We start from the raw sequence: 25,839 nt of genomic DNA, 5'->3' as shown, positions 1-25,839 counted from the left end.
CTTGCTGGCGATACAGCCCGTGCTGCTACCACCGACGAGGTAAAGGATCTGCGCCGTGAAGCGCGCGATCTGAAGGAGTGCGTGGCCGATCTCACTTTGGAGAACCGGCTGCTCAAAAAAAGCATGATCGCGGATGGGGGAGACGACGAATGAGGTATCCCGCATCCGAGAAGCTGGAGATCATCAGGATCGTCGAGCAGTCGCACCTGTCCGCCAAGCGTACGCTGGACCAGCTCGGCGTGGCACGGCGGACCTTCTATCGCTGGTATGAACGCTACCTCGAAGGTGGGCCGGAGGCGCTCCAGGACCGTCCTTCAGCGCCGAGCCGGGTTTGGAACCGTATTGGGCCCGAGGTGCAGGACCAGATCGTCGAGATGGCTCTGGAGCAGACCGATCTCAGTCCCCGCGAGCTGGCGGTGCGCTTCACCGACGAGAAGCGCTACTTCGTGTCCGAAGCTACGGTTTACCGGCTGCTCAAGGCTCATGATCTGATCACCAGCCCGGCCTACACGGTGATCAAGGCCTCCGAGGCGTTCCACACGCAGACCGCGCGGCCCAACGAGATGTGGCAGACCGACTTTACCTACTTCAAGATCATAGGATGGGGCTGGGTCTATCTCTCGACCGTGCTCGACGATTACTCGCGCTACATCATTGCATGGAAGCTCTGCACCACCATGCGAGCCGAGGACGTCACTGACACGCTCGATATGGCGCTGGCAGCCTCAGGCTGCGACCACGCCAACGTGCTGCACAGGCCCCGCCTGCTCAGCGATAATGGCCCCAGCTACATCGCTGGGGAACTGGCCGAATACATCGAGGCCAACAAGATGAGCCACGTGCGCGGCGCACCCTTCCACCCACAGACCCAAGGCAAGATCGAGCGCTGGCACCAGACCCTGAAGAACCGCGTGCTGCTAGAGAACTACTTCCTGCCCGGCGATCTCCACCAGCAGATCGAGGCCTTCGTCGAGCATTACAACCACTGCCGATACCACGAGAGCCTCGACAATGTGACACCTGCCGATACCTACTTCGGCAGGGCTGCCGCCATCATCAAACGAAGAGAAAGGATCAAGCGAAAGACACTCGAACATCGGCGCTTGCAACACCGCAAGCTCGCCGCCTAAACATCAAACCAAGACGAGGCCCACACTCCGCTGATCTACGCCGCGAGTTGTGCCAAATGTTCTGACGACGGACAGTCGACGCTGGTCGGGGCGGCACTGGCAAACCCGGACAAGCTTTTCTATCTCGTTATCGGCGACCTCGCATTCTTCTATGACATGAATGCACTCGGGACATGAATGCACTCGGTAATCGTCATCTCGGCAACAACGTGCGCATCCTTCTCGTGAACAACGGCAAGGGAACAGAATTTACGCAACACAATCACGCCGGTTCATTGCTTGGAAATCAGGCTGAATCTTTCATCGCGGCAAGTGGTCATTTCGGTGAAAAATCACCTGAACTGGTCAAGGGCTACGTAGAAGCTTTGGGCTTGGAGTATCTGTCTTTCACAGCCAAGGACCAGAGTGCCGCGATCGCCGAACGCCTCTTTGGCACCGAGATGCGGAACGCCCCCATGCTGGTTGAAGCCTTCGTCGACTCTGGCGACGAAAGCGAGGCGCTGGAAATGATAAAGAATTTACAGCCAACCCGTTCTGGCAGTGCCAAGCGCCGACTCAAGAAAGCGATCGGCCCGGCTAAATTCCAAGCATTGAAGCGGAAGCTTGGCAAATGAGCGCCTGAAGGACTCGCGGCTGGCAGGCTACTACATGACTACTCATCAAGGATGATGGCTACCAGCGCCCGGGCTGCAGCATCCACCTCTCGCCACGTCGCTGCGAAACCATCCTTCGCTCCGTAGTAAGGATCACCGACCTCCCGTCCTTTCTGGCCAGGGACCAGATCAAGCAGCATCGCCACCTTCGCCTTGCCATCGCCGGGATCGCGCTGCGCGATATTCTGCATGTTCGACTTGTCCATGCCGAGGATAAAATCGAATTTGTGGAAGTCTTCCGCGGTCAGCTGGCGCCCGCAATAGCCGCGGATATCGATCCCCTGGCGCTGCGCCTCCTCGATGCTGCGCGGATCTGGCGGCTCGCCGACGTGGTAATCGGCGGTGCCAGCGCTATCGACTTCGACTTCGAGTCCTGCCTCCTCTGCAGCCTTGCGAAAGGCCGCTTCGGCGAGGGGGGATCGGCAGATATTTCCGAGACAGACGAACAGGACTTTGGTTTTGGCCATCGTGCAGACTTGGGCGTCTACACGGCCGCCTGCAAGTGCTCAGGCGGCGACGCGGACCTGGTTGCGGCCGCCGGTCTTGGCTTCGTAGAGCGCTTCATCGGCGCGGGCCATTATATGGTCGATGTCGTCGCCGGACTGGAATTCGGCTACGCCGACGCTGATCGTGAAGGGGATGATCGCGTCGCCATGGCGCACCGGTTTGCCGTCTATGGCAAGGCGCAAGCGCTCGCAGACCGTTTTCGCGCCTTCGATGTCCGCCTTCGGCAGGACGATTGCGAATTCCTCGCCACCGATTCGGCCCACGAGGTCGCGCGTTCGCAAGGAGTCGTGGGCGCGAACTCCGACTTCCCGGATAACCTCGTCTCCGGCCGGATGACCGAAGCGATCGTTCACCCGCTTGAAGTGATCGATATCGAAAATCGCGACGCATAGCTTTCGTGAAGAATCGATCTGTGCGCGATCCAGCGCTCGACCGAGCGATTCCATGAAGCTTCGCCGGTTGGGCAAGCCGGTCAGCGCATCGGTGGCGGCAAATCGTTGAAGTTCGCGGCGCGCCTGCGCTTCGGCGTCGACGGCGCGGCGGACGTAGAACGTGGCAACCGCGGCGAGGACCAGCAAAAGGGCACCGATCCCGGTCAGCCCGTATTGATAGAGCTCGTTCTCGCGTGCTCGGCGCTGCGCCAGGGCAGTCTGTTCACGCAGCAGTTCGCGCTCGGCCCGTTCGATCTCCGAGAGGCCGGCGAGTATTGCCTCGATCGCCCGTCGATCGGCACCTTGACGTATATAGAAGATCGCTTCGGCATTCCGGCCGGTTTCCTGTTGCTCGATCATGGCGGAAAACACGGCGTTCAGGCGTTCGAACTCCTCCTCCATTGCTGCAAGGCGACTGGTTTGTGCAGGGTTGTCCGCAATGAGTTGCGCCAATCGCGCCCGAGCATCCTGCGCATCTCTCACGCCAGTACGATATGGCTGCAGGAAGAGAGGGTCGTCGGTCAGCAGATAGCCGCGCTCGCCGCGTATCTGTTGGAGCGCGGCGGTGCGCAGCCGGTCGGTTTCGAGCAGTACTTCCAGGGTTTGTGTCTGGCGGGCTTCGTTGGCCGAACGCTCGCTGGCCGAACGCTGGGCGCTCCAGCTTGCTCCTGCCAATAGCAGGGCGAGAATGGCAACGCATCCAATGAGGAAATAAGCGCGCCAGTCCGATCCGCGCGATCGCCGCGCGAAGTGCCTGATCAGCCACATGATCGGTGAGCCCCATTCATCCGCGGAGCCCTAGCGACTAGAGGGTTAACGAGGCGATAAGCACGGCATGCGAAATCGCCCGCTAGCCAGCCTTTCAGGTCACGCGGTCTCCGGCGTCTGCAACCGATTGGATGTCCTGGCCAAGCCCGCGCACCGTATTGCAGGCCGATAGCGACATCGCACCAGCGGCGACCATGGCGAGTACGGCGAATTTGCGAAGCATCTCGAAGACATCCTTTGCTCTGACGCCCTCGGGCGCGGTCCACCGCGTCGTTACGAAGGATGGGTTGATCGGCGATGAACGAAATTGGTCGGGGAGAGAGGATTCGAACCTCCGGCCCCTGCCTCCCGAAGACAGTGCTCTACCAGGCTGAGCTACTCCCCGACCGGATGCGTGGCGGGGCGGACCCCGCGAGGCAGAGGCGGCCCTATAGGTGTGGATTGCTGCGCGCGCAAGCGGGCATTTGGCCGATTTTCGGGATAGAGCCGGTGGCGTGGAAAACGCGCATTACGAACAGCAATATCTCGATCTGATGCAGCGCATCTGGTGCGAAGGCGACGAGCGGCGCGATCGCACCGGTGTCGGCACGCGATCGGTCTTTGGCGCGAGTCTGCGATTCGACATGACGGACGGCGCAATGCCGCTGCTGACCACCAAGCGGGTTTACTGGAAGACGGCAACGCGGGAGATGCTCTGGTTCCTCACCGGGGACACCAATATCCGCCCGCTCGTGCTGCAAGGCGTCAAGATCTGGAACGAGTGGCCGCATGCGCGCTACGTCAAGGAGACCGGCGAACACATCGCACTCGACGATTTCGTGCAGCGGATCGCCGACGACGAGGCTTTTGCGCAGCGCTGGGGCGACCTCGGTCCGGTCTATGGCAAGCAGTGGGTCGACTGGCCGACCTATCGCTATCGCAAGGACGGGCTGTTCGAGCCGGGTGAGGGCATCAACCAAATTGCCGAAGTGGTCGAATCGCTCCGCAGCAATCCCGGTAGCAGGCGCCACATCATCGAGGGCTGGAATGTCGCGGAGCTCGACCGGATGGCTCTGCCACCGTGCCACAAGACCTACCAATTCCATGTCGCGGGAGGCCGGCTGAATTGCCTGCTCTACCAGCGCAGTTGCGATGTCGCGCTCGGCCTACCGTTCAACTTCTGGTCGGCAGCATTGCTGGCGCGGATGATCGCCCAGCAGGTCGATCTCGAGCCGGGCGAACTGGTGTGGATGGGCGGCGATACGCACCTTTATCTCAATCACCAGCATCTGATCGAGGAGCAGCTCTCGCGGGAACCTCGCGGGCATCCGACGCTTGCCATAGTGCGGCGTCCGCCGACGATCTTCGACTATCGCATTGAGGATTTCGAGGTTCGCGACTACACGCCGCACGGGCCCATCAAGGCGCCCGTCGCCGTGTGATCCGGACCGAGCGATCTCCATCCCTTGACCGTTTCGCGCGCGTGAAATAATATAACGCCTGCGCGTAAGATTGCGTCTGGGAGAGTTTTTTATGGCCGACAGGCCCTCAGGAGCCGGACAGGGGGATAATCGCCCCAAGCTGTCGCTCCACGTACCCGAACCCAAGTTCCGGCCCGGCGACGCGGTCGATTTCTCGCATCTGCAGGTGCCCGAGGCGGGCACGGCGATACGTCCCGACGAAACGTGCGATCCGAAGGAAATGCACGAACTCGCCTACGGTCTCGTGCGCGTGCTGGGCGAGGACAACAAGGCACACGGTGCCTGGGATCCGAAGCTCGATCCCGAAACCTTGCGCAAGATGCTGGGCCACATGGCAATGACCCGCGCGTTCGACGAGCGCATGTTCCGCGGGCAGCGTCAGGGCAAGACCAGCTTCTACATGAAATGCACCGGCGAGGAAGCGACCAGCGTGTCGGCTTCGATGGCGCTGGCAGCGGACGACATGGTCTTCCCCAGCTATCGCCAGCAGGGCATCCTGATCCAGCGTGGCTATCCGATGATCGAGATGATCAACCAGATCTACTCGAACAAGGGCGACAAGCTGAAGGGCCGGCAGCTGCCGATCATGTATTCGAGCCGCGAGCACAGCTTCTTCACGATCAGCGGCAATCTCGCGACGCAGACTCCGCAGGCCGTGGGCTGGGCGATGGCGAGCGCGATCAAGGGCGACAGCCGGATCGCTGCCACCTGGGTTGGCGAGGGTAGCACTGCGGAAGGCGACTTCCACTCGGCCTGCACCTTCGCGACCGTTTATAACGCGCCGGTCATTCTGAACGTCATCAACAACCAGTGGGCGATCAGCAGCTTCAGCGGGTTTGCCGGAGCCGAGCGCACCACATTCGCCGCACGCGCGCTGGGCTATGGCTTGGCCGGACTGCGTGTCGACGGAAACGATGCGCTGGCCTGCTATGCCGCCGAGCAGTGGGCCGCCAATCGTGCCCGCGCCAATGCCGGACCGACGCTGATCGAGTTCTTCACCTACCGCGCGGAAGGCCATTCTACCTCCGACGATCCGACCGGCTATCGCAGCGCTCAGGAGCGGACCGAATGGCCGCTCGGCGATCCCGTGACGCGTCTCAAGGACCACCTCATCGCGCTCGGCGAGTGGGACGAGGAACGACAGGAGAAGATGGACCTAGAAGCGGCCGAGCACGTCAAGAAGACGACGAAGGAAGCCGAAGCCAACGGCATTCTCGGCCACGGGCTTCACCATCCGTTCCGGACCATGTTCGAAGATGTATTCGAAGAGCTGCCCTGGCATCTCAAGGAGCAGGCAGAACAGGCGATCCACGAGCGCGAGACCAAATTCCCCGAAGGGCTCCCGAACGAAGGGAAGGGCGCATGAGCGAGGCGCAGACCAAGAACGCGCCCGTGAGCGAGCAGGACGCGACACGCCGCCTCAATATGATCGAGGCGATCAACGATGCGCTCGATGTGTCGATGGCAAAGGATCCCGATGTCGTCGTGATGGGCGAGGATGTAGGCTATTTCGGCGGGGTTTTCCGTTGCACCGCGGGCCTGCAGGACAAATACGGCAAGACCCGCGTCTTCGACACCCCGATCTCCGAATGCGGCATCATTGCAGTGGCAGTCGGCATGGGCGCTTATGGCCTGAGACCGGTGCCGGAAATCCAGTTTGCCGACTATATCTATCCCGGCCTCGACCAGCTGATCTCCGAGGCTGCGCGGCTGCGCTATCGCTCGGCAGGTGAGTATATTGCGCCGATGACCGTGCGTTCGCCCTTCGGCGGCGGCATCTTCGGCGGGCAAACCCATAGCCAGAGCCCCGAAGCGATCTTCACACATGTTTCGGGCCTGAAGACGGTCATTCCGTCCACACCATACGACGCCAAGGGCCTGCTGATCAGCGCGATCGAAGACAATGATCCGGTCATCTTCTTCGAGCCGAAGCGCATCTATAACGGGCCGTTCTCCGGCTATTACGATAAGCCGGCACAGCCGTGGAAGCGGTTCGATGAAAGCGTCGTGCCAGAGGGGCATTACAGCATCCCACTCGGCAAGGCGCGGCGCGTGACGGAAGGCGATCGCGTCACGATCCTTGCCTATGGCACCATGGTCCATGTGGTCGAAGAGGTGTGCAAGCAGAAGGGCATCGAAGCAGACATCCTCGACCTGCGCACGCTCGTACCGCTCGATATCGAGGCGATCGAGGCTTCGGTCGAGCGCACCGGGCGTTGTCTGATCGTCCACGAGGCGACCCGCACCAGCGGGTTCGGCGCGGAACTTTCCGCGCTGGTTACCGAACGGTGTTTCTACCACCTCGAGGCACCGGTCGAACGCGTGACCGGATTCGACACACCTTATCCCCACAGCCTCGAATGGGCGTATTTCCCGGGCCCGATCCGTATCGGCGAGGCCCTCGACAAGATTTTGGCGGAGTAACCGCAATGGCGAAGTTCACATTCAATATGCCCGACATCGGCGAAGGCATCGCCGAAGCGGAAATCGTGCAATGGCACAAGCAGGTCGGCGACACGGTCCAGGAAGACGAAGAATTCGTCGATATGATGACCGACAAGGCGACCGTGCCGATGGAAAGCCCGGTCAACGGCAAGATCCTGGAGATCGCCGGCGGCGAGGGCGACATGGTCTCGATCGGCTCCATGTTGGTCGTAATCGAGGTCGAGGGTGAAGTGCCCGACGAGGTCGCCGAGGAAAACGAGGCGGCCGCGGATGCCACGCCCGCACCTGCCCCGAAAGATGATGACGTCGAAGAGCGAATCGAGGTCGAGAATCCCGACCCGTCCGATGCAGACGATGCTATGGCGGCCGATCCCAGTCCGCCGCCTGCTCCGTCGCCGACGCCCGCTCCGAAGCCGAAGGCCAAAGCGGATACGAAGGTCCTTGCTACCCCCGCAGTGCGCAAACGCGCCAAGGATCTCGGCGTCGATTTGGCGCAGGTGAAGCCTGCCGAAGACGGCCGGGTCCGCCATGGCGATCTCGACCAGTTCCTGTCTTACAACTCGGGCTATGGCTCGGCTGCGCCCACACGCGAGGACGAGGAAAAGAAGGTTATCGGCATGCGTCGCCGCATCGCCGAGAATATGGCCGCATCGAAGCGCAACATCCCGCACTTCTCTTACGTTGAAGAGGTCGACGTTACGGACCTCGAGGAATTGCGTGCGCAGCTCAACGCCAATCGCGGCGACAAGCCGAAGCTGACGATCCTGCCGATGCTGATCACCGCGATCTGCAAGACGCTGCCCGACTTCCCGATGATGAATGCGCGCTATGACGACGAGGCCGGCGTGGTCACGCGTTATGGCTCCGTCCACATGGGCATGGCGGCCCAGACCGACGCGGGCCTGATGGTGCCGGTCATCAAGAACGCGCAGGCGCAGAACCTGTGGCAGCTCGCAAACGAGATTTCGCGCCTCGCAGACGCAGCGCGGAGCGGAACCGCCAAGTCGGAAGAGATGCAGGGCGGCACGCTGACCGTCACCTCCCTCGGTCCGCTCGGCGGCGTCGCGACGACGCCGGTCATCAACCGCCCGGAAGTGGCGATCATCGGGCCGAACCGGATCATCGAGCGGCCGATGTACGTCACCGGCAGTGATGGCGCGGAGCGGATCGAGAAGCGCAAGCTGATGAATATCTCGATCAGTTGCGACCACCGCGTCGTCGACGGCTGGGATGCGGCGAGCTTCGTCCAGGCGTTGAAGAAGCTGCTCGAAGCGCCGGCGCTGATCCTCGTCAGCTAGCGCGCTGCGCCTCACGGTGTCGCAACGGGCGGATAGGCCTGCGATTAGATATGCAGCGCCGATTGCGCCCCCAGCGCCCTGCCTGCGAGCATTGTGAGCGACACGACCAGAAAAGCTGTTTTCAGCATTACGCTCTTCCGTTCCCTATGCGGATTAGGACGGGGGCGATGCTCGCTGGGACGAGTAAATTTCGGGCAAAAACCGGTCGTATCCGGCAGCTGCGAAAAAAGGACAAAAAAGCGTGGCGATCTGCATTGACAGGAATCGGAGCCTGCCCTAACTGCGCGGCTCCCAAGTGGCTACGCGGGTGTAGCTCAGTTGGTTAGAGTGTCGGCCTGTCACGCCGAAGGTCGCGGGTTCGAGTCCCGTCACTCGCGCCACTTGGGGATTTCCTTACGATTGATGGCTCTTGCAATAGTAGGCGGTTCGCCCGCCTACCTTGGCCGTCGCGATCTCACCCCCGCAGCGTCGACATTCCGTGCCCTTGTCGCGGTGCTGGATCAGCCATTTGCGCGGCAGCTGCGAATAATGCGCCTCGGTATCGACGACGCCCTGCAGGATACGGCGCATCGCGGTGTGCAGCGAGCCTAATGTCGTATCATCAAGCGTATTTGCGCGGGCCTCTGGATTGATCTCGGTCTGGAATAGTATCTCGTCGGACCAGAGATTTCCGATCCCGGCCATCCGCTCCTGCTTCATCAGCGCCGACTTGATCGCGCTGCGCGTGCTGCCGATGGCTTCGACGAACTCGGCCTTGCCGATATCGAGCGCATCGGGGCCGAGCTTCTCGCTTGCGATATAGCGGTCCACGTCGTCGATGATCCGGACATGGCCGAGCTTGCGGGGGCAGCGAAAAGCCAGGCGGCGGTCGCCTTCGAAGAATATAAGCAGCTTGGTGTAATCCGGTGCTTCGTCGGGTGCTTCGAATGACACCAATTTGCCGGTCATGCCCAGATGCACGGCGATCCACGGACCAGTCTTCGATCCGGCGAAGATGTTCTTCCCATGCCGCCGGGTCTGCGTAAATTGATGACCGAGGAGTCGCTGGCGCGCGTTGTCGCCGGGAAGTTCGATGTAACTGATATCGCTCCCCAGCTCGACCGCTTCGATTGTGCGATTGAGACACGCGCGTTCAAGTGTCAGGCGCTGGGCCTCGTTCTCGGGTAGTTCGGGCATAGCAGTCGAACGAAGGCCGTGGGTCGCTGTTCCTCAGCCCCGCTCTGCCAATTGGCGCAAATTGGCCTCGTGCTCCGCGCGATCGATCTTGTAGCGTGATATGCAATAGAGCCCAGCTAGCCACAGAACGAGCAGCGACGGCGCATAACCTGCGCCTAGCGCCCACAGGGTGTCTTCGGACACGCTGTTCAACTCGGTGCCTTCCGGAAAGGCGATAGCGGACAGGATGACGCCGGCAGCCAACACGCCGAGCCCTTGTGTGGTCTTGCGGGTGAAAGTGATCGCCGCGTAATAGACCCCTTCGCTCCGCCGACCGGTCTTGAGCTGGTTCGCCTCCACCAGATCGGCGATCATCGAATAGGCGACTGCCGAAACCGCGATGATTAGCGCGAGGTCGATCACGTTGATCGCCAGCACCAGCGGAAAGAGCAGCGGATCGCCGTTTTCGGGCATCGCACTGACAAGACGAAGCAGCACGGGCGCAGGCTGGATCGTAAACGCCAGCAAGCCCAACACGATCGTGGCTTTCTTCTTACCCAATTTCCGGGTCGACCACGGGGCGAGAAGGAAGCCGAACAGCGCGGAAAAAAATACCGAGCAGGTCCAGATGAAGATCTGGAATTCGCTGAAGCCCCAGAAATAATTGAGGATCAGGAAGGACAGCGATGCCGCCAAGCCGGTCGCCACGGAGAAAAACACCATCGCCAGGAAAAGCGCGATGAAGCTTCGTTCGCTGAGCGTTTCGATCATCTCGCGGAAGATGCGGCGAACGCTGTAACGCTCGCCGGTGGCCACCGGGCGGTGCAGGTGGGGAATGCGGTGATGTGTGCCCACAGCTGACACCATGATGGCGAGGAAGATCGTGACGCTGCCTATGATGCCATAGGTTGCGAAGGCTTCCGGATCGCGCATCCCCAGCGGACCGGCGAGCAGTACGCCGAACATGATCACGCTCATGATATTGCCGCCCGCCCAGCCGAAGAACAGGCGATAGGACTGCAGGCTGGTGCGTTCGTCGTAATCGGCTGCGAGCTCGGGAATCAGCGAGGTGCTGGGCGTCTCGTAGAATGTGATGAAGGTGCGGATCAGGATCGCGATGACCGTGAGATACAGGAACAATCCGGTCTGCCCCCAGTCGGGTGGATTCCAGAGCAGGAAATAACTGAGCGCCACTGGAACGGCTGCGGCGTACATGAAGGGGTGGCGACGGCCCCAGCGGCTGCGGAAATTGTCCGACCAATACCCGACAAGAGGGTCCGACAAGGCATCGAAAACCAGTGCGATCAGGATGGCAAGGCCGACCAGTCCCGGCTCCAGCCCGATCACCGTGCCGTAGAACAGCAGCAGGAAGTAATCGAACCCGTTGTTCTTGATGCCGAAAGCCGCCGCGCCGAACCCATGCGCGAGCTTGAGCCCGACCGACGGTTTCTCGCTAACGGGCAGGCTTGCGCCGCCGCTGTGTGTTGCCATGTTTCTCTCCCGGAGAAGAGGCTAGGGCAGCGAGTGAGGCTTGGCAATCAGCCCCAGCGCCCGGTTTCCATCCAGATCAGGAAGCGCCGCAACGGAAGCAGCCAGACGAGGCCGAGGAAGAGATACACTATCGTCTGCGCCAGCGCGTGCCATCCGCCGATCAGCTCGGGCACATAGCGTGCAATGACGATGCCGTAGACCAGCAGCGCGGCGAGTAGGCCCAGCAGGCCTACAGGTATCCGCCAGGTCGGTTCGTCTCTCATCGGTGACCCCTCATGCGAATGGTCCGTAAAAGCGGGTGGGCGTAACGACGGCTTGCAGACGCCTGTCGTGTGCTTCCACCGGCAGCCGGTCGCACTTCTGGCAATCCCATGCCATGCCGATCGCGACCGTTTCCGGATGGGCTTCCAGCCAGCGATCGTAATGCCCGCCACCTTGGCCGAGCCGTTCGCCGCTATCGGTAAAAGCGACGAGGGGGACCAGCAATACGGCAGGCTGCATCGACGGTGCCTCCGACGGAGGCTGCATCAGCCCAAAAGGCCCTTCTTCCAGATTCTCCCCCTCGAAAGGATCGGCGAAACGCGCGAACTCCATCGGTGCGCCGCCACCCGCAAAACGGGGCAGGGCGATTTCGTGACCGCGCTCGAGAAAGAACTTCGCGTAGGACGTAGCGGGCGCCTCATACGCATTCTCCCGGTACAGGCCGATCACGGCGCCATCTGGCACTAGGTCAAGCAGCGGAGCAGGGGGGCGGTGGAAGACGAGTGCGCGCATGCTGTCTGGCAGAGCCTCGACATGCGCTTTGCGCGCGGCGCGGAGATCATGTCGCAGGTCGTCCTTGCTCGGAAGTGTCACGCTTGGAGGCATCCTGTCTGCGATGGTGTGGCGGGACCACCATGGGTCGTTACCTTGAAATCCTCTGACGCCTAAAACGTCAGGTGGGCGCCGTATACCCCGGTTCCCGGGTTCCGTTCCGAAGAACGCAGTGGCCCGTGTTCCAGGGCAGGGACAGCTCCCTAGGATTGCTTATAGCCTCAGGGATATTCATGCGGCTCGTGCCGGGCAGCCCCGCCACCATGCTATTTAGGATGCGCGCCGTCAGCTCTCAAGGGTGGTTGCCGCATTCTCCAGCGCACCGGCGATGCGTTCGAGCTGGGTAGCGAGCCGGGCACTATCGAAATCCGGAGCTGCTGGCGGGGGAAGCGGCGGCGGAGCGTTCTGCGCTTCATCCAGCTCGTCGGCCAAAAGAAGGGCCGCAAACAGGAGGTTTTTCGCTTCCTGATTGGAAAGATTAGCACCCATCGTGCTCAGCTTGTTGTCGATCACCCCGGCAAGACGCTCGATATGCGCTTCCTGACCATCTTGGCAGGCGACGGTGTAATTACGCCCGCCGACTTTCAGCGTGACATCGCTCATTTCTCGAGGCTTTCGATCAGCGTATCAAGTTCGGCAAGGCTGCTTTCGACCTGTTCGCGCAAGGCTTCGTGCCGCTGCGCGAGCTCGCTACCGCCAGCATCGTCGTTCTCTGGCGCAGCGTTGCCGGAATGGCGCGCGAGGGCCGCCTGTGTTTCGATCCGGCTCAGCGCGCGGTCGATACGTTCCATCGCCTGGGTGATGCGTTCTGCCGACATGATGTCCCAAATTACCAAGATTGCCGATTATAGGCAAAGGCTTGCGGCGTCCTGTTGATAAGTTGGGTCAGTCCAGGGCCACCTGTGCATGGCCCGGTAGCCGCCTTGACCTGCCGCCTCCCCTCCGCGATGGCTTCCGCGCGTCGAATCGGCCCTTTTCCGGAGAGCATCAGCATGAGCCTTGAAACGTCCCGCATGGTCCAGATGGCCAACGCCATCCGGGCGCTTTCGATGGATGCGGTACAGGCGGCGAATTCGGGGCATCCCGGCATGCCGATGGGTATGGCCGATGTCGCCACCGTATTGTGGGGCGAGTATCTGAAGCACGATCCCAAGACGCCCGACTGGGCCGATCGCGACCGCTTCGTCCTGTCCGCAGGTCATGGCTCCATGCTGATCTACGCGCTGCTCCACCTCTCGGGCTACGATGCGCCGACAATCGAAGACATCCGCAATTTCCGCCAGCTCGGTAGCCCCTGTGCAGGCCACCCGGAAAACTTCCTTCTCGCCGGAGTGGAATGCACCACCGGTCCGCTGGGGCAAGGCCTGGCGATGGCCGTCGGCATGGCGATTGCCGAGCGCAAGTTGAACGCCGATTTCGGTGACGATCTGGTCGATCACCGCACCTGGGTGATCGCGGGCGATGGCTGCCTGATGGAAGGAATCAACCACGAGGCGATCGGGCTGGCGGGGCATCTCAAGCTCGGCCGGATGAACGTGCTGTGGGACGATAACAATATCACCATCGACGGGTCGACCGACCTCTCGACCAGCGAGAACATCAAGGCGCGCTACGAAGCGACCGGCTGGCATGTCGTGAGCTGCAACGGTCACGATTTCGACGATATCCGCCGCGCGCTCGACGAGGCAGGGGCGGACGAACGTCCCTCGCTGATCGCCTGCAGCACTGTGATCGGCAAGGGTGCTCCGAACAAGCAGGGCACCAGCGCAACTCATGGCGCGCCGCTGGGCGACGACGAAATCGCCGCCGCCCGCGAGCAGCTCGGCTGGGATGCGGAACCTTTCGAAATTCCCGAACAGGTCTTGGCCGACTGGCGCGGCACTGCCGAAAACGGGCAGAACGCCTATCGTAGCTGGCTCGACCGCCTCTCCAACGACGGTCGTCGCGCCGACTTCGAACGCCGAATGGCGGGCGATTTGCCCGAGAGCTTCAGCCTTGAAGAATATATGGGCAAGCTCATCGCCGAACCGCAGAAGGTCGCGACGCGCAAGGCCAGCGAGATGGCGCTGGCGCAGATCAACGGCCAGCTGACCGAGACCATGGGCGGTAGTGCCGACCTGACCGGCTCGAACAACACCAAGGCCGGGGGCATCGGCCCTTTCACCGCGGACGATTATTCGGGTCGCTATATCTATTACGGCATCCGCGAATTCGGCATGGCCGCGGCGATGAACGGCATGGCGCTGCATGGCGGGGTAATTCCCTATGGCGGCACATTCCTGGTGTTCACCGACTATTGCCGCGGAGCGATCCGGCTTTCGGCGTTGCAGGAAGCGCGCGTAATCTACGTGATGACGCACGACAGCATCGGCCTTGGCGAGGATGGTCCGACCCACCAGCCGATCGAGCATGTCCAGTCGCTGCGGATGATCCCGAACCTCCTTGTCATGCGGCCTGCCGATGCGGTGGAGACAGCCGAGTGCTGGGACATGGCCCTGCGCGAGAAGGATCGGCCGACCGTGCTGGCGCTCAGCCGCCAGAACCTGCCGCAGGTTCGCAACACGCCGGACGAAACCGGCCTGTGCTCGAAGGGCGCCTACCGCCTCAAGCAGGCTAGCGCAGAGCGGCGCGTCATCCTGATCGCGACCGGTTCCGAAGTGCACGTCGCGCTGGAATGCGCCGAGCAACTGGAACAGCAGGGCATTGGCGCGGATGTCGTTTCGATGGTCTGCACCGAACTTTTCGACGAGCAGGACGAAAGCTACAAGGCCGACCTTCTGCCGAATGTCGATCCCGGCAAGATACTGAGGGTCAGCATCGAAGCGGGCACGACCTTCGGGTGGGAGCGCTACACCATGGCCAATGGCCTCAACATCGGTATCGACCGCTTCGGCGCCAGTGCGCCGGCGCCCGACCTGTTCGAAAAATTCGGCCTCACCGCGGACGCGATCGTCCCGCAAATCATGAACAAATTGAACGGCTAAGCAGGAGTTTCTTCCATGGCGACGAAGGTTGCAATCAACGGTTTCGGACGTATCGGCCGCCTCGTGGCGCGCGCCATTCTGGAGCGTGACGATCACGATCTCGACCTGGTCAGCATCAACGACCTGGCCGACACCAAGGCGAATGCGCTGCTGTTCCAGTATGACAGCACGCACGGCCGCTTCCCCGGCACGGTCGAGACCGGCGACAACGCCATCATCGTCAACGGCAAGAGCATCGCGGTCACCAGCGAGCGTGAGCCCGGCAAGCTTCCGCATGGCGAGCAGGGTATCGACATCGTGCTCGAGTGCACGGGCTTCTTCCAGTCCGACGAAGCCTGCCGTCCGCATCTCGATGCGGGTGCCAAGCGCGTGCTGATCTCGGCCCCGGCCAAGAATGTCTCCGCGACCATCGTCTACGGCGTGAACCACGACGTGCTGACCTCCGAGGACGTCATCGTCTCCAATGCAAGCTGCACCACCAACTGCCTCTCGCCGATGGCCAAGGTGCTCCACGACACAGTCGGGATCGAGCGCGGCTTCATGACCACGATCCATAGCTACACCAACGACCAGCGCATGCTCGACCAGATGCATGGCGACATGCGCCGGGCCCGCGGCGGGGCGCAGAACATGATCCCGACAACCACCGGCGCTGCCCGTGCTGTCGGTCTCGTCCTGCCTGAACTGGCCGGCAAGCTCGACGGCAGCTCGGTCCGCGTACCGACGCCGAATGTCAGCCTCGTCGATCTCGTCTTCACCCCCGGCCGCGACACCAGCGCCGAGGAGCTGAATGCGGCGCTGAAGGAAGCGGCAGAAGGCAAGATGAAGGGTGTGCTCGACTATACCGACCAGCCGCTCGTCAGCTCGGACTTCAACCACTATCCCGCCAGCTCGACCATCGACAGCCTCGAGACCAGCGTGATGGAAGGCAAGCTCGCCCGTGTCGTCAGCTGGTACGACAATGAGTGGGGCTTCTCGAACCGCATGCTCGACACCGCCGGCGTGATGGCGAAGTTCCTGTAAGGACTATTCGATGAGCAATTTCAGGACCCTGGACGACCTTGGCGATATCACCGGCAAGGTCGCGCTGGTACGCGTCGATCTCAACCTTCCGATGAAGGACGGATCGGCCACCGATGTCACGCGAGTCGAGGTGGTGAAACCCACGATCCTCGAACTCGCCGACAAGGGTGCCAAGGTCCTGTTGCTCGCGCATTACGGCCGTCCCAAGGGACAGCGCCACTCGACCATGTCGACCAGCTTCGTGCAGGGCGATGTCGAAAAGGTGCTCGGCAAGGAGATCATGTTCATCCCCGAGGTCATGGGCCCGGTGGTCGAACAGTCGATCGGCATTCTCGGCAATGGCGATATCGGCCTGCTCGACAACGTCCGCTTCTGGCCCGGCGAGGAAGCCAACGATCCGGACTTCGCCAAGGGCATTGCGGCTCATGGCGATTTCTACGTCAACGACGCCTTTTCTGCCGCGCACCGCGCGCACGCCTCGACCGAGGGGCTGGCGCACCATCTGCCATCTTACGCTGGTCGTGCGATGGAGGCGGAATTGAAGGCGCTCGACGCCGCGCTCGGCAGTCCGGAACAGCCGGTGGCGGCAGTGGTCGGCGGGGCGAAGGTCTCGACCAAGCTCGACGTGCTCGAAAATCTCGTCGGCAAGGTCCAGCATCTGATTATCGGCGGCGGCATGGCGAACACCTTCCTCGCCGCGAAGGGTGTCGATGTCGGCAAATCGCTGTGCGAGCACGACCTCACCGATACGGCCAGCCGGATCATGGACGAAGCGGACCACGCCGGTTGCACGGTGCATCTGCCGTATGACGTCGTGGTCTCAAAGGAATTCGCTGCCAACCCCTCGTCGCTGCGCACCTGCAACGTCCACGAGGTTGCCGATGACGAGATGATCCTCGACGTCGGCCCGCTCGCGACGGAGGCTCTCGGCGATGTGCTCAAGACCTGCCGCACGCTGGTGTGGAACGGTCCGATGGGTGCCTTCGAGACCGAGCCTTTCGACGCCGCCACGGTCGCCTTGGCTAAGACGGCCGCCGCTTTGACGCAGGACGGCTCGCTGACCTCTGTGGCTGGCGGGGGCGATACCGTCGCCGCGCTAGCTCACGCAGGCGTGAAGGATGATTTCACTTTCGTTTCGACCGCCGGGGGCGCCTTCCTCGAATGGATGGAAGGCAAGGACCTGCCGGGCGTTGCCGCGTTGAGCGCATGAGCGAGAACGAAGCTGTCGGATCGGGCGGCGGGCTGATCCCGGTCACCGAAGGCGAATTCGCAGGCTGGTCCACCTGGAACAGCGACGCTTTCGAGCAGCGCGCCGGTCCGTTCTACGAGCGCCGCGACGAGAATGGCGATTACGTATCCGCTTTCCGCGCGGAAGAACGGCACATGAATGGTGCCGGCTTCATGCATGGCGGTTGCCTGATGACCTTTGCCGATAGCGCATTGTTCACCATCGCCACCGATGCTCTGGCCGAGTCGCATGGAGTTACTATGCACCTTGCAGGCGACTTTCTCGATCCCGCGCGTGTCGGCCAGCTGATCGAGGCGCGCGGTGAAGTCGTGCGGGCTGGCGGCAAGACGATCTACGTCGTCGGCAAGATCACCGCCGATGGCACTCCGGTGCTCAGCTTCAACGGGATCATCCGCAAGATCACCCGAAGGGACTGATCAACGATAGTCCGGATTGGGCGCGTCGAAGCGGTAGCCTTCCTTCCACAGGTCGACGGTGTTGCCCCACGCCGGAATGCCGCCTGCATCCTTCAGCATGCGCGCGAAATGCATCAGGTTCCACGTCATGAAAGTGGTGTTCCGGCGGGTGAAGTCGTTGTCCAAGCCGACATAACCGCTCCCGTCCTCTTTTGCGTCGCCATAGCTGGGGCCGGGGCCTGCCTCGCCGATCCACCCGGCGTCCGCCTGTGGGGGGATGGTGTAACCGACGTGCTGGAGCGAGTAGAGCACGCCCATGCCGACATGCTTGATGCCGTCCTCATTGCCGGTGACGATGCAGCCGCCGACCTTGCCGTAAAAGGTATATTGCCCCTTGTCGTTGGTCTGGCCGGAATGTGCGTAAAGCCGCTCGATCAGGCGCTGGCACACGGAAGATTTCTCGCCCAGCCAGATCGGGGTTCCGACGATTAGGATGTCAGCGGCCTGGACCTTCTTCCAGATGGCGGGCCAATCGTCCTGTTTTGCGCCGTGCTCGGTCATATCCGGATAGACACCCGGTGCGATTGCATGATCGACCAGCCGGACCGTTTCGAGGCCGACATTGTTCTTCACGAGGATAGCTTCGGCAACGCCCAGCAGCTTGTCGGTATGCGACCCCTGCGGCGAGGGCTTGAGCGTGCAATTGATCGTCAGTGCCTTCAGATCGGAAAAGTCGGTCCTGTTGTTTTTGCAAAGCTGCTCTTGCGTATCGTCCAGCATCCGTTTCTCCTCTTCTCTCCAACCAATACGTCCCGGCACGTCATAAGTTACCCGCGCGCTGTTGCAGGTGCGAAACCGCTTGGCTAAAGGGCGCGCATACGAATGCACAGGCACGAGGACTTCCCGATGACTTTCGACGACATGAAGGCGCGCGTCGCCACCGGCCAGGGCTTTATCGCAGCGCTCGACCAGTCGGGCGGCTCCACGCCCAAGGCGCTTAAGGGCTATGGCGTCGAGGACAGCGCTTGGACCACAGAAGACGAAATGTTCAGCCTCATCCATGAAATGCGCCAGCGCATTATCGAGGCACCGTGCTTCGGTAACGGCAAGGTCATCGGCGCCATCCTGTTCGAGAAAACCATGGACGGCGAGAGCGGCGGTAAAAGCGTTCCGGCGCGTCTAAACGAGCGCGGCATCGTCCCCTTCCTCAAAGTCGACAAGGGCCTAGAAAAGGAACGCGACGGGGCCCAGCTGATGAAGCCCAATCCGGGCCTCGAAGACATGTGCCGCCGCGCCAAGGACCTCGGCGTTTTCGGCACCAAGATGCGTTCGGTCGTGAAGTCGGCCAATCCGGTCGGCATCAAGGAAGCCGTGCGCCAGCAATTCGCCGAAGGTGCGCGGATCCTCTCGACCGGTCTCGTGCCAATGCTGGAGCCGGAATACGACATCACCTCCGCGGACCGCGCGGAGGGCGAAGCGATCCTGTTGGAAGCGATCGAAGAAGGTCTCAACGCGCTGCCTGACGGTCAGCAGGTCATGCTGAAGCTCTCTATCCCGAAGACGGCAGGCCTATACTCCGGTCTGACCAACCACCCCAAGGTGCTGCGCGTCGTCGCGCTCTCGGGTGGCTACTCGACCGACGAGGCTTGCGCCGAACTCGCAAAGAATCCCGGCATGATCGCAAGCTTCAGCCGCGGCCTGCTACAGGATTTGCGGCACAATCAGAGCGACGAGGATTTCGACGGCACGCTCTCGGGCGCGATCGACCAGATCCACGCTGCGAGTGTGACCTGACGCTCAGCGCCGTTCGAAGGTGAAGCGATACTCGGTAGCCGGGATTTCTCCGACCGCAGTTTTTTCCGGCGTTGCCGATGTGAGGACATAGGTCCGCCCGAGAACCTCGTAGGGTTCGCCAAGCGTCAGAGGGGCAGTCTGCGCCCAGCTTGTCGCGGTAATCCGAGTCGAGACCGTCAGTTTGCCCGCCCAGGCGCATTGAACGTCGACGGGGCAGCGGCTGTCTTCGGTAACCGCCAGCGGCTTGATAATGGTGTCGCCCGTCCATACCGCTTCGCCGAGCGCAACCGGCGTGCCTTGCGCCGCAGCATCGCCGTTCACGCGTGGGGTGTGGGGGATGATCGCGCAGGCGGTCAGCGGCAAGGCGAGTGCGGCGGCAAGGGCAGTCTTCATCTGCGCATTAGCGGCCAGCGACGCTGTCGCTCATCTGAACGGGTGACGAATTGCGGCGAGCGCATTAGAGAACGCGGCCGATGACCGATTGCCAGCTGTATCTGATCTCGCCGCTCGATATGTCGGGCACCTTTCCCGAGCGCCTCCAACGCGCTCTCGATGCGGGGAAGGGCGTCGCTACCGCGTTCCAGTTTCGGGTGAAAGGCCTCGACCAGCACGAGGCAGCGCGTCTTGCCGAGCCCCTGCAGGCGATCTGCGCCGCGCGTGAAGTGGCCTTTATCGTCAATGACGACGTCGCACTCGCCAAACGCCTCGGAGCCGATGGTGTTCATCTAGGCCAGGGCGACGGCGATCCGCGCGAGGCCCGCGCAGACCTAGGCCGGGAAGCGCAGATCGGAGTGACCTGTCACGATTCTCGCCATCTCGCACTGGAAGCGGGCGAGGCTGGGGCGGATTATGTCGCATTCGGCGCATTCTTTCCGAGCGAAACCAAGGAAACCTCGCATCGAGCGGAAATCGAACTGCTCGAATGGTGGAGCGAGATGGTCGAGCTGCCGTCGGTGGCTATCGGCGGCATCACTCCGGCAAATTGCGCACCCCTGATCAAGGCCGGAGCCGACTTTCTCGCCGTGTCGGGCGCAATCTGGTCCGGCGACGAAGTGGCTGCCGTGAAAGCCTTTGTGGAGCAAATCGGCGAGGCGCGAGTTTGACATCCTGAAGGGACCGGATGCGTCCCGATTTCAGGAGATTGCACAATGTCGTTCAAGCCCCGTACTCTCGCACTTGCCGCATCGCTCCTGGCGCTTTCCGCTTGCGGATCGGGCGGTGCGGACAGTGCCGATCAGCCACAGACCGACGCGACTAGCACCGCGCAGAACGATTACGGTTACGAGACCTATGGCGACGACAATCTCGCCGACACCATGGCTTCGAACGACGAGCGCTATATGAATGCGTCCGCCACTGATTCTGCCAATGGGACACAGTCCGCCGATATCCCGGACCCCGAAGACCGCCCGATCATGCAGGCGCAAGTCGTGCTGGATCGTATCGGTTTCGGGCCGGGCGTGATCGACGGCAAGATGGGCATGAGCACCGAAAATGCGCTCAATGGCTTTCAGGAAGCGAACGACCTCGACGTGACGGGCGAACTAGACGATGCAACGAAGGAAGCACTGGCCGAGTGGGAGCGCATCCCGGCTACGCGCGTCGTGACCATCCCGGCCAGCTGGAGCGATGCCGAGTACACAGACATCCCCGAGGAAACTGAGGCAAAGGCCGAGCTTGAGCGCATGGGCTATAAATCGCTCGACGAGCGGCTCGCGGAGCGCTTCCATACGACCGTCGATGTGCTCAAGCAGCTAAATCCGAATGGCCGCCCCGCAGGCGCGAGCAGCTCGGCGAGCGGTACGCCGACGGCATCGCCTACGGCTACGGGCGGTTCGACGCCGACACCGACGCCCAGCGCGAGTTCTACGCGCACGGCGTCCAACGACAGTTCGTCCAGCGAGAGTTACTTCACCCCCGGCCAGCAGATCCGCGTACCGAATATCGGCGGCGACCGCATCGCACCCGGTTCGATTGAGGACACGAGCTGGCTGCAAACCCTCGCCTCCCTCGGTGTCGGCAGCGATCAGCCCGAGGTCGATCGGATCGTTGTCAGCAAGGCTGACAAGACGCTGAAGGCGTACCAGGGTGAAAAGCTCGTAGCATTGTTCACGGTCAGCTCCGGCTCCAGCCAGTTCCCGCTGCCGCTCGGTGAATGGGACATCGTCGGCGAGGCGTACAATCCGCCCTACAGCTACGATCCCGAAGTGCTGAGCGGCGGTGAGGAAGACGGCGAGACTTTCCAGCTGCCGCCCGGCCCGAATTCACCAGTCGGCGTGGTATGGATTGATCTCAGCAAGGAACATTACGGCATCCATGGTACGCCCGATCCCGAAACCATTGGCCGGGCGCAAAGCAGCGGCTGTGTGCGCCTGACCAACTGGGATGCCGCGCGGCTCGCCGGAATGGTGTCGCAATCGACAGAGGTGATTTTCGAGGCGTGAGGCGCTAGAGAGCTCTCATGAAGCTCGTCGACCGCATCCTCACCATCGTCTTCACGGCCACGCTGACTAGTGCGGTATGGATCATCGTGGGCGGCAGCCTGATCGAAAACGCGACGAGTGAGGGCCAGCGCGACAGCACGCGGCCGGCAGAGGCCGCGCCGAGCCCTGAGGCTACCGACACTGTGCCCGGCGGCACGATGTCGGCTCCGGAAACGCCGGGCTCCGGTCCCGATCCACTCGACACGAATGTGGTTCGCGCACCGGCGTCGTCGGCGCCGGGAACCCTGCAAATTCCGGTGCTTAATATCCGGCCCAGTGATCTGACCGATACTTTCAGTGATTCGAGAAGTGGTGGCGATCGTCTGCACGAAGCCATCGACATCATGGCGCCGACCGGCACGAGCGTCGTCGCTGCCGCACCCGGCCAGATCGAGCGCCTGTTCAAGTCCGAAGCGGGCGGCAATACGGTCTACGTCCGCTCGACTGACGGCGAGACGATCTATTACTACGCCCATCTCGACAAGTATGCGGAAGGGTTGAAGGAGGGCCAGCGCGTCCGCCGCGGTCAGCGTCTCGGCACGGTGGGCAGCAGCGGCAATGCGAGCGAAGATGCGCCGCATCTCCATTTCGCGATCATGCAGACGACGAAGGATGCGGAATGGTGGGAGCCGGCCAATGCCCTCAACCCATATACCCTGTTAACGCAGCGCTAAACGCTAGTCCCGGGCTCCGGTCCGGTGGCAGCGCAGGCGACCGAGCTTTCCGTCGCGACCGATCTCCTGAAGCAGGCCCGAGCTCAACAGCATCAGCTTCACGCCGCGCATCGGGCCGCGGGTGAAGATGACCTGCCGGCCTTCCATGAGGTAGGTGCCGCCGCCGCGCGGCGTGTCGTAACTCGATCCGCCTTCGATCGTAAACTCGCGACCCGCCTGTTCGACCCAGGCGCTGCCGGTCGCGTCGCCGGGGAGGGCGCAGATGTACGTGCCGCGGTCGAGCAGCGTCAGCCGACCCTGCGCGTCGAGGGGTGAAGTGAGAAGGCCCGCAATGCATGCGAGCGCGATGCTGAGTGCGTTGAGTCTCATAATATCCGTCCACCCCCCTACATAGCAGACATCGCCCGAATTTCCACTCGCCTTGCCCGCGTGCCTCCACTCGGCTAAGGCGCGCGGCGCACGAGGTCATCGCAGCAATGGTGGCCAGCTCTTTTACAAGTCGAAGGTAGCTTCCCCATGAAGATCAGCGGCGTGGACATCCGTCCGGGCAACATCATCGAATACGAAGGCGGCATCTGGAAGGTCGCCAAGATCCAGCACACCCAGCCCGGCAAGGGCGGCGCTTACATGCAGGTCGAGATGAAGAACCTGCAGGACGGCCGCAAGACCAATGTCCGCTTCCGCAGCGCCGACACGGTCGAAAAGGTGCGGCTCGACACGCAGGAGTATCAGTTCCTCTACGAAGACGGCGACATGCTCGTTTTCATGGACCAGAACACCTACGAGCAGATCAACCTGCCGAGCGACCTGCTGGGCGATGCCCGCCCGTTTCTGCAGGACGGCATGCAGGTGAAGCTGGAACTGTGGGAAGAAAAGCCGATCTCGGTAGAACTGCCCGCGCAGGTCGAAGCCGAGATCGTCGAGGCCGACGCCGTGGTGAAGGGGCAGACCGCTTCCTCCAGTTACAAGCCCGCCGTGCTCGACAACGGCGTTCGTATCATGGTGCCGCCGCATATCGAAAGCGGCACGCGCATTATCGTCGACGTTTACGAACAGAGCTACGTCGGCAAGGCCAACTAGAGGACGCGCATCATGGGTAAATCCATCGCCAGCCGGTTCGAGAATATCGACATCGAGAAGAGCGTCTTGCTAGGCGTGATTATCAATGACGACGAACTGGTGCTGGAGATGGATTTCTGCCTCGATCCCGCTCATGCCGATTACGAACAGCCGGGCGAGGAAGATGACTGCTGTTTCCATCCCGGGATGCTGAAATTCGCAGGGATATCGAAGCTGTCGCTCGACCGGCCCGAAGGCGGGGTGGAAGGCAAGAAGCGCTTCGATATATCCGAGTTTAGTATCGAAGGCTCGCGCTTCGACATGCGCTCCGAATGGGGCGACATCCATCTCCAGGCGCGCTCGATCCGCGTCCTTACCGAATAAGAGAGTTACCATGGCCGCATTGTCGGGACTGATCCGCGTGATGGAAAAGGCCGCGCGCAAGGCGGGTGGCCGCCTGCGTCGCGACTTCGGCGAGATCGAACATCTGCAGGTGAGCCGCAAGGGCCCTGCGGATTTCGTTTCGAAAGCCGATATTCGCGCAGAACGCACGCTGTACGACGAGCTCAAACAGGCGCGGCCCGACTGGGGCTTCGTGCTGGAGGAAGCCGGCACGATCGAAGGCGCGCCCGACCAGCCGCGCTGGATCATCGACCCGCTCGACGGCACCAGCAACTTCCTCCACGGCATCCCGCATTTCGCCATTTCGATCGCGGCGCAGGAGCCCAAGCTCGGCGGTGGAGGATGGGGCGATGTCACTGCGGCCGTCGTCTACCAGCCGATCACCGACGAGACCTTCTGGGCCGAAAAATCGCGCGGTGCGTGGCTGCACGATGGCCGGTTGCGGGTATCCTCCCGCAGGAACCTGTCCGACGCGCTGATCGCGACGGGTATGCCCTTCCAGGGCGTCGGCAATTTCGACGAATGGTCGCGCATCTATGGCGCGATCGGGCCGAATGTCGCAGGCATCCGGCGCTTCGGCGCCGCTTCGCTGGACCTCGCCTGGGTCGCTGCCGGCCGCTTCGACGGCTTTTGGGAAAGTTGCCTGAGCCCGTGGGACACCGCTGCCGGCGGCTTGCTGGTGCGTGAGGCTGGTGGGTTCATGACCGACTATCGCGGTCGCTCGAAACCGGTACATGACGAGCAGATCCTCGCAGCGAACGACGCTTTGCATTCGAAGCTGCACAAGCTGCTCGTATCGGCGCTCAAGTAGCTTTCAGCCAACGCCGGTTCTGGGCAAACGACCGGTTTGCATCACTTTCAAATCGGGAACTAACCAAACCTGCCGAGCGTCCATTCTGCATACAGAAAGGTCGGTCGCTGGTGAAACTCGCTATCGGAATTGCATTTTCGTGCGCAGCATATGCAATCCCGACCGCCGCCGATCCAGGTGAGCCCGCGCAACTCAAGAGTAAGGCCGAAAATCTTCCGCTAAATTCGACCTTCGATCTCGCCGTACCTGACCGCGTGGAAGCCAGGCGTGTTATGCAGGACGAACCGCTTCTCCCTCGCGGTACCGACACCCGCATTATCGCGTGGGATCCGCCGGTTGTGACCTTGCCTCTCGCCAAGGATGGCCCGTTCCTGACTGCAGGCGCTCTCGGAAAACCCCGTAAAGGATTGCCGGGATTGGCCCATGTCGCGATCGGATGGGATTTCTGAACCAAGCGATTTCGGCGCTTGTATCGCCCGCGCCCCCAAGCTATCCGCCGCGCTCTTGCCCGCACAGTGCCCCTGTGGCGGAATTGGTAGACGCGCTCGACTCAAAATCGAGTTTCTTTGAAGTGCCGGTTCGAGTCCGGCCAGGGGTACCAAAATCTTGAGCTAATCGCTTGGTTTTCCATGATTATCTCAGGGTTGGGTATTCGACCGGGGTCGCAGGTAGGTCAAAACATGGTCCCGAATGTCCGAAACCACTCAGGCTCACACCAAAAACGGACATTCCGCTGACGTTTAGAGTTTCGGACGCCGTGAGGCGTCGGAAAGTCGACGGTGCCCGAACCCGCGGGCCGCACGCGATGAGCTAT

At 62.0% G+C, this 25,839-nt stretch carries 29 protein-coding genes, 3 tRNA genes, 1 other RNA gene and 1 pseudogene; 20 read left to right on the top strand and 14 right to left on the bottom strand.

Annotation, left to right across the window (positions count from 1 at the left end):
* Nucleotides 1-1,130 (top strand): annotated as a pseudogene (locus ACSH0F_RS14965) (IS3 family transposase); the annotation flags it as partial.
* Between the two features lie 173 nt (nucleotides 1,131-1,303).
* Nucleotides 1,304-1,744 carry a hypothetical protein gene (locus tag ACSH0F_RS14960; RefSeq protein WP_435203900.1) on the top strand — a complete coding sequence of 147 codons (441 nt, stop codon included), beginning with the start codon at nucleotides 1,304-1,306 and terminating at the stop codon, nucleotides 1,742-1,744.
* Nucleotides 1,745-1,782: 38 nt separating this feature from the next.
* Here ACSH0F_RS14960 and ACSH0F_RS14955 read toward each other — a convergent pair whose 3' ends face one another.
* The 4 genes from ACSH0F_RS14955 to ACSH0F_RS14940 all read right to left on the bottom strand — a co-directional run bounded on the left by ACSH0F_RS14955 (nucleotide 1,783) and on the right by ACSH0F_RS14940 (nucleotide 3,874).
* Nucleotides 1,783-2,250, bottom strand: a complete 468-nt coding sequence (locus ACSH0F_RS14955; protein ID WP_435203899.1) for a low molecular weight protein-tyrosine-phosphatase — start codon at nucleotides 2,248-2,250, stop codon at nucleotides 1,783-1,785.
* Between the two features lie 39 nt (nucleotides 2,251-2,289).
* Nucleotides 2,290-3,489, bottom strand: a complete 1,200-nt coding sequence (locus ACSH0F_RS14950; protein ID WP_435203898.1) for a diguanylate cyclase — start codon at nucleotides 3,487-3,489, stop codon at nucleotides 2,290-2,292.
* Between the two features lie 94 nt (nucleotides 3,490-3,583).
* Entirely contained in the window at nucleotides 3,584-3,712 is a 129-nt protein-coding gene (locus tag ACSH0F_RS14945; protein WP_278327012.1) for an Entericidin EcnA/B family protein, read from the bottom strand.
* An 85-nt stretch (nucleotides 3,713-3,797) separates the two neighbouring features.
* Nucleotides 3,798-3,874, bottom strand: a tRNA-Pro gene (locus ACSH0F_RS14940).
* A gap of 79 nt (nucleotides 3,875-3,953) precedes the next feature.
* Here ACSH0F_RS14940 and thyA point away from each other — a divergent pair.
* The 5 genes from thyA to ACSH0F_RS14915 all read left to right on the top strand — a co-directional run bounded on the left by thyA (nucleotide 3,954) and on the right by ACSH0F_RS14915 (nucleotide 9,072).
* Nucleotides 3,954-4,910: a thymidylate synthase gene (thyA, locus tag ACSH0F_RS14935; RefSeq protein ID WP_435203897.1), complete on the top strand. Its 957-nt coding sequence runs from the start codon at nucleotides 3,954-3,956 to the stop codon at nucleotides 4,908-4,910.
* 91 nt (nucleotides 4,911-5,001) lie between these two features.
* Nucleotides 5,002-6,315 carry a 3-methyl-2-oxobutanoate dehydrogenase (2-methylpropanoyl-transferring) subunit alpha gene (locus tag ACSH0F_RS14930; RefSeq protein ID WP_435203896.1) on the top strand — a complete coding sequence of 438 codons (1,314 nt, stop codon included), beginning with the start codon at nucleotides 5,002-5,004 and terminating at the stop codon, nucleotides 6,313-6,315.
* A complete protein-coding gene (locus ACSH0F_RS14925) occupies nucleotides 6,312-7,373 on the top strand; it encodes an alpha-ketoacid dehydrogenase subunit beta (RefSeq protein WP_435203895.1) in 1,062 nt (353 codons plus the stop codon). Before ACSH0F_RS14930 ends, ACSH0F_RS14925 begins: the two co-directional genes overlap by 4 nt.
* Before the next feature lie 5 nt (nucleotides 7,374-7,378).
* A complete protein-coding gene (locus ACSH0F_RS14920) occupies nucleotides 7,379-8,692 on the top strand; it encodes a dihydrolipoamide acetyltransferase family protein (RefSeq protein WP_435203894.1) in 1,314 nt (437 codons plus the stop codon).
* A 303-nt stretch (nucleotides 8,693-8,995) separates the two neighbouring features.
* Nucleotides 8,996-9,072 (top strand) — tRNA-Asp (locus ACSH0F_RS14915).
* A 13-nt stretch (nucleotides 9,073-9,085) separates the two neighbouring features.
* Here ACSH0F_RS14915 and ACSH0F_RS14910 read toward each other — a convergent pair.
* The 7 genes from ACSH0F_RS14910 to ACSH0F_RS14880 form a co-directional block, all read right to left on the bottom strand.
* Entirely contained in the window at nucleotides 9,086-9,868 is a 783-nt protein-coding gene (locus tag ACSH0F_RS14910; protein WP_435203893.1) for a DNA-formamidopyrimidine glycosylase family protein, read from the bottom strand.
* Between the two features lie 33 nt (nucleotides 9,869-9,901).
* Nucleotides 9,902-11,338: an MFS transporter gene (locus ACSH0F_RS14905; protein ID WP_435203892.1), complete on the bottom strand. Its 1,437-nt coding sequence runs from the start codon at nucleotides 11,336-11,338 to the stop codon at nucleotides 9,902-9,904.
* A 47-nt stretch (nucleotides 11,339-11,385) separates the two neighbouring features.
* Nucleotides 11,386-11,601 (bottom strand): DUF2842 domain-containing protein, encoded by a 216-nt coding sequence (locus ACSH0F_RS14900; protein ID WP_435203891.1) that lies wholly within the window; start codon nucleotides 11,599-11,601, stop codon nucleotides 11,386-11,388.
* A 10-nt stretch (nucleotides 11,602-11,611) separates the two neighbouring features.
* Nucleotides 11,612-12,193 (bottom strand): 5-formyltetrahydrofolate cyclo-ligase, encoded by a 582-nt coding sequence (locus ACSH0F_RS14895; protein WP_435203890.1) that lies wholly within the window; start codon nucleotides 12,191-12,193, stop codon nucleotides 11,612-11,614.
* A 29-nt stretch (nucleotides 12,194-12,222) separates the two neighbouring features.
* Nucleotides 12,223-12,410, bottom strand: a non-coding RNA gene (ssrS, locus tag ACSH0F_RS14890) — 6S RNA.
* A 26-nt stretch (nucleotides 12,411-12,436) separates the two neighbouring features.
* Complete coding sequence (locus tag ACSH0F_RS14885; protein ID WP_435203889.1) at nucleotides 12,437-12,754, bottom strand: cell division protein ZapA; 318 nt, start codon at nucleotides 12,752-12,754, stop codon at nucleotides 12,437-12,439.
* Nucleotides 12,751-12,969, bottom strand: a complete 219-nt coding sequence (locus ACSH0F_RS14880) for a hypothetical protein (protein WP_435203888.1) — start codon at nucleotides 12,967-12,969, stop codon at nucleotides 12,751-12,753. The genes ACSH0F_RS14885 and ACSH0F_RS14880 overlap by 4 nt, the downstream gene beginning before the upstream one ends.
* 174 nt (nucleotides 12,970-13,143) lie before the next feature.
* Between ACSH0F_RS14880 and tkt the strand changes: the two genes are divergently transcribed.
* From tkt to ACSH0F_RS14860, 4 genes are read left to right on the top strand one after another with little or no spacing between them, the layout of a single operon-like run.
* On the top strand, nucleotides 13,144-15,135 hold the full coding sequence (tkt, locus tag ACSH0F_RS14875) for a transketolase (RefSeq protein ID WP_435203887.1): 1,992 nt from the start codon (nucleotides 13,144-13,146) through the stop codon (nucleotides 15,133-15,135).
* Between the two features lie 15 nt (nucleotides 15,136-15,150).
* Nucleotides 15,151-16,158 carry a type I glyceraldehyde-3-phosphate dehydrogenase gene (gap, locus tag ACSH0F_RS14870; RefSeq protein WP_435203886.1) on the top strand — a complete coding sequence of 336 codons (1,008 nt, stop codon included), beginning with the start codon at nucleotides 15,151-15,153 and terminating at the stop codon, nucleotides 16,156-16,158.
* 10 nt (nucleotides 16,159-16,168) lie between these two features.
* Entirely contained in the window at nucleotides 16,169-17,368 is a 1,200-nt protein-coding gene (locus ACSH0F_RS14865; protein ID WP_435203885.1) for a phosphoglycerate kinase, read from the top strand.
* Entirely contained in the window at nucleotides 17,365-17,823 is a 459-nt protein-coding gene (locus ACSH0F_RS14860; RefSeq protein WP_435203884.1) for a PaaI family thioesterase, read from the top strand. The genes ACSH0F_RS14865 and ACSH0F_RS14860 overlap by 4 nt, the downstream gene beginning before the upstream one ends.
* On the opposite strand, the gene ACSH0F_RS14855 is transcribed toward ACSH0F_RS14860, so the two are convergent.
* Nucleotides 17,824-18,582 carry a flavodoxin family protein gene (locus ACSH0F_RS14855; protein ID WP_435203883.1) on the bottom strand — a complete coding sequence of 253 codons (759 nt, stop codon included), beginning with the start codon at nucleotides 18,580-18,582 and terminating at the stop codon, nucleotides 17,824-17,826. It lies immediately after the preceding gene.
* A 126-nt stretch (nucleotides 18,583-18,708) separates the two neighbouring features.
* On the opposite strand from ACSH0F_RS14855, the gene ACSH0F_RS14850 reads away from it, so the two are divergent.
* On the top strand, nucleotides 18,709-19,596 hold the full coding sequence (locus ACSH0F_RS14850) for a fructose bisphosphate aldolase (RefSeq protein ID WP_435203882.1): 888 nt from the start codon (nucleotides 18,709-18,711) through the stop codon (nucleotides 19,594-19,596).
* A 3-nt stretch (nucleotides 19,597-19,599) separates the two neighbouring features.
* Here ACSH0F_RS14850 and ACSH0F_RS14845 read toward each other — a convergent pair whose 3' ends face one another.
* Nucleotides 19,600-19,989, bottom strand: a complete 390-nt coding sequence (locus ACSH0F_RS14845) for a hypothetical protein (protein ID WP_435203881.1) — start codon at nucleotides 19,987-19,989, stop codon at nucleotides 19,600-19,602.
* Nucleotides 19,990-20,069: 80 nt separating this feature from the next.
* Between ACSH0F_RS14845 and thiE the strand changes: the two genes are divergently transcribed.
* Genes thiE through ACSH0F_RS14830 form a run of 3 tightly spaced genes read left to right on the top strand, consistent with a single transcriptional unit; the run spans nucleotide 20,070 to nucleotide 22,753 of the window.
* Nucleotides 20,070-20,699: a thiamine phosphate synthase gene (gene thiE, locus ACSH0F_RS14840; protein WP_435203880.1), complete on the top strand. Its 630-nt coding sequence runs from the start codon at nucleotides 20,070-20,072 to the stop codon at nucleotides 20,697-20,699.
* A 45-nt stretch (nucleotides 20,700-20,744) separates the two neighbouring features.
* Entirely contained in the window at nucleotides 20,745-22,040 is a 1,296-nt protein-coding gene (locus tag ACSH0F_RS14835; protein ID WP_435203879.1) for a L,D-transpeptidase family protein, read from the top strand.
* A 17-nt stretch (nucleotides 22,041-22,057) separates the two neighbouring features.
* Nucleotides 22,058-22,753 carry a M23 family metallopeptidase gene (locus tag ACSH0F_RS14830; RefSeq protein ID WP_435203878.1) on the top strand — a complete coding sequence of 232 codons (696 nt, stop codon included), beginning with the start codon at nucleotides 22,058-22,060 and terminating at the stop codon, nucleotides 22,751-22,753.
* Nucleotides 22,754-22,756: 3 nt separating this feature from the next.
* Here ACSH0F_RS14830 and ACSH0F_RS14825 read toward each other — a convergent pair whose 3' ends face one another.
* Complete coding sequence (locus ACSH0F_RS14825) at nucleotides 22,757-23,122, bottom strand: elongation factor P (protein ID WP_435203877.1); 366 nt, start codon at nucleotides 23,120-23,122, stop codon at nucleotides 22,757-22,759.
* A gap of 147 nt (nucleotides 23,123-23,269) precedes the next feature.
* Between ACSH0F_RS14825 and efp the strand changes: the two genes are divergently transcribed.
* The 5 genes from efp (at nucleotide 23,270) to ACSH0F_RS14800 (ending at nucleotide 25,626) form a co-directional block, all read left to right on the top strand.
* A complete protein-coding gene (efp, locus tag ACSH0F_RS14820; RefSeq protein WP_435203876.1) occupies nucleotides 23,270-23,833 on the top strand; it encodes an elongation factor P in 564 nt (187 codons plus the stop codon).
* Between the two features lie 12 nt (nucleotides 23,834-23,845).
* Nucleotides 23,846-24,196 (top strand): hypothetical protein, encoded by a 351-nt coding sequence (locus ACSH0F_RS14815; RefSeq protein ID WP_435203875.1) that lies wholly within the window; start codon nucleotides 23,846-23,848, stop codon nucleotides 24,194-24,196.
* A 10-nt stretch (nucleotides 24,197-24,206) separates the two neighbouring features.
* Nucleotides 24,207-25,025: an inositol monophosphatase family protein gene (locus ACSH0F_RS14810; RefSeq protein WP_435203874.1), complete on the top strand. Its 819-nt coding sequence runs from the start codon at nucleotides 24,207-24,209 to the stop codon at nucleotides 25,023-25,025.
* A gap of 110 nt (nucleotides 25,026-25,135) precedes the next feature.
* Nucleotides 25,136-25,474, top strand: a complete 339-nt coding sequence (locus ACSH0F_RS14805; RefSeq protein WP_435203873.1) for a hypothetical protein — start codon at nucleotides 25,136-25,138, stop codon at nucleotides 25,472-25,474.
* Nucleotides 25,475-25,542: 68 nt separating this feature from the next.
* A tRNA-Leu gene (locus tag ACSH0F_RS14800) sits at nucleotides 25,543-25,626 on the top strand.
* Nucleotides 25,627-25,839 lie beyond the last annotated feature (213 nt).

The organism is Qipengyuania sp. 902 (assembly GCF_051195295.1).
Lineage (GTDB): Bacteria > Pseudomonadota > Alphaproteobacteria > Sphingomonadales > Sphingomonadaceae > Qipengyuania.
This window is presented reverse-complemented; position numbering and strand designations above follow the sequence as displayed.

Bases quoted from the DNA above. Each gene is read 5' to 3' on its own strand.
- ACSH0F_RS14850 (WP_435203882.1), top strand. From the start codon at position 18,709: ATGACTTTCGACGACATGAAGGCGCGCGTCGCCACCGGCCAGGGCTTT.
- ACSH0F_RS14865 (WP_435203885.1), top strand. From the start codon at position 16,169: ATGAGCAATTTCAGGACCCTGGACGACCTTGGCGATATCACCGGCAAG.
- gap (WP_435203886.1), top strand. From the start codon at position 15,151: ATGGCGACGAAGGTTGCAATCAACGGTTTCGGACGTATCGGCCGCCTC.
- ACSH0F_RS14960 (WP_435203900.1), top strand. From the start codon at position 1,304: ATGAATGCACTCGGTAATCGTCATCTCGGCAACAACGTGCGCATCCTT.
- ACSH0F_RS14950 (WP_435203898.1), bottom strand. From the start codon at position 3,489: ATGTGGCTGATCAGGCACTTCGCGCGGCGATCGCGCGGATCGGACTGG.
- ACSH0F_RS14880 (WP_435203888.1), bottom strand. From the start codon at position 12,969: ATGTCGGCAGAACGCATCACCCAGGCGATGGAACGTATCGACCGCGCG.
- tkt (WP_435203887.1), top strand. From the start codon at position 13,144: ATGAGCCTTGAAACGTCCCGCATGGTCCAGATGGCCAACGCCATCCGG.
- ACSH0F_RS14810 (WP_435203874.1), top strand. From the start codon at position 24,207: ATGGCCGCATTGTCGGGACTGATCCGCGTGATGGAAAAGGCCGCGCGC.
- ACSH0F_RS14835 (WP_435203879.1), top strand. From the start codon at position 20,745: ATGTCGTTCAAGCCCCGTACTCTCGCACTTGCCGCATCGCTCCTGGCG.
- ACSH0F_RS14825 (WP_435203877.1), bottom strand. From the start codon at position 23,122: ATGAGACTCAACGCACTCAGCATCGCGCTCGCATGCATTGCGGGCCTT.
- efp (WP_435203876.1), top strand. From the start codon at position 23,270: ATGAAGATCAGCGGCGTGGACATCCGTCCGGGCAACATCATCGAATAC.
- ACSH0F_RS14930 (WP_435203896.1), top strand. From the start codon at position 5,002: ATGGCCGACAGGCCCTCAGGAGCCGGACAGGGGGATAATCGCCCCAAG.
- ACSH0F_RS14910 (WP_435203893.1), bottom strand. From the start codon at position 9,868: ATGCCCGAACTACCCGAGAACGAGGCCCAGCGCCTGACACTTGAACGC.
- ACSH0F_RS14885 (WP_435203889.1), bottom strand. From the start codon at position 12,754: ATGAGCGATGTCACGCTGAAAGTCGGCGGGCGTAATTACACCGTCGCC.
- ACSH0F_RS14955 (WP_435203899.1), bottom strand. From the start codon at position 2,250: ATGGCCAAAACCAAAGTCCTGTTCGTCTGTCTCGGAAATATCTGCCGA.
- ACSH0F_RS14845 (WP_435203881.1), bottom strand. From the start codon at position 19,989: ATGAAGACTGCCCTTGCCGCCGCACTCGCCTTGCCGCTGACCGCCTGC.
- ACSH0F_RS14860 (WP_435203884.1), top strand. From the start codon at position 17,365: ATGAGCGAGAACGAAGCTGTCGGATCGGGCGGCGGGCTGATCCCGGTC.
- thiE (WP_435203880.1), top strand. From the start codon at position 20,070: ATGACCGATTGCCAGCTGTATCTGATCTCGCCGCTCGATATGTCGGGC.
- ACSH0F_RS14905 (WP_435203892.1), bottom strand. From the start codon at position 11,338: ATGGCAACACACAGCGGCGGCGCAAGCCTGCCCGTTAGCGAGAAACCG.
- ACSH0F_RS14925 (WP_435203895.1), top strand. From the start codon at position 6,312: ATGAGCGAGGCGCAGACCAAGAACGCGCCCGTGAGCGAGCAGGACGCG.
- ACSH0F_RS14945 (WP_278327012.1), bottom strand. From the start codon at position 3,712: ATGCTTCGCAAATTCGCCGTACTCGCCATGGTCGCCGCTGGTGCGATG.
- ACSH0F_RS14920 (WP_435203894.1), top strand. From the start codon at position 7,379: ATGGCGAAGTTCACATTCAATATGCCCGACATCGGCGAAGGCATCGCC.
- ACSH0F_RS14900 (WP_435203891.1), bottom strand. From the start codon at position 11,601: ATGAGAGACGAACCGACCTGGCGGATACCTGTAGGCCTGCTGGGCCTA.
- ACSH0F_RS14815 (WP_435203875.1), top strand. From the start codon at position 23,846: ATGGGTAAATCCATCGCCAGCCGGTTCGAGAATATCGACATCGAGAAG.
- ACSH0F_RS14830 (WP_435203878.1), top strand. From the start codon at position 22,058: ATGAAGCTCGTCGACCGCATCCTCACCATCGTCTTCACGGCCACGCTG.
- ACSH0F_RS14855 (WP_435203883.1), bottom strand. From the start codon at position 18,582: ATGCTGGACGATACGCAAGAGCAGCTTTGCAAAAACAACAGGACCGAC.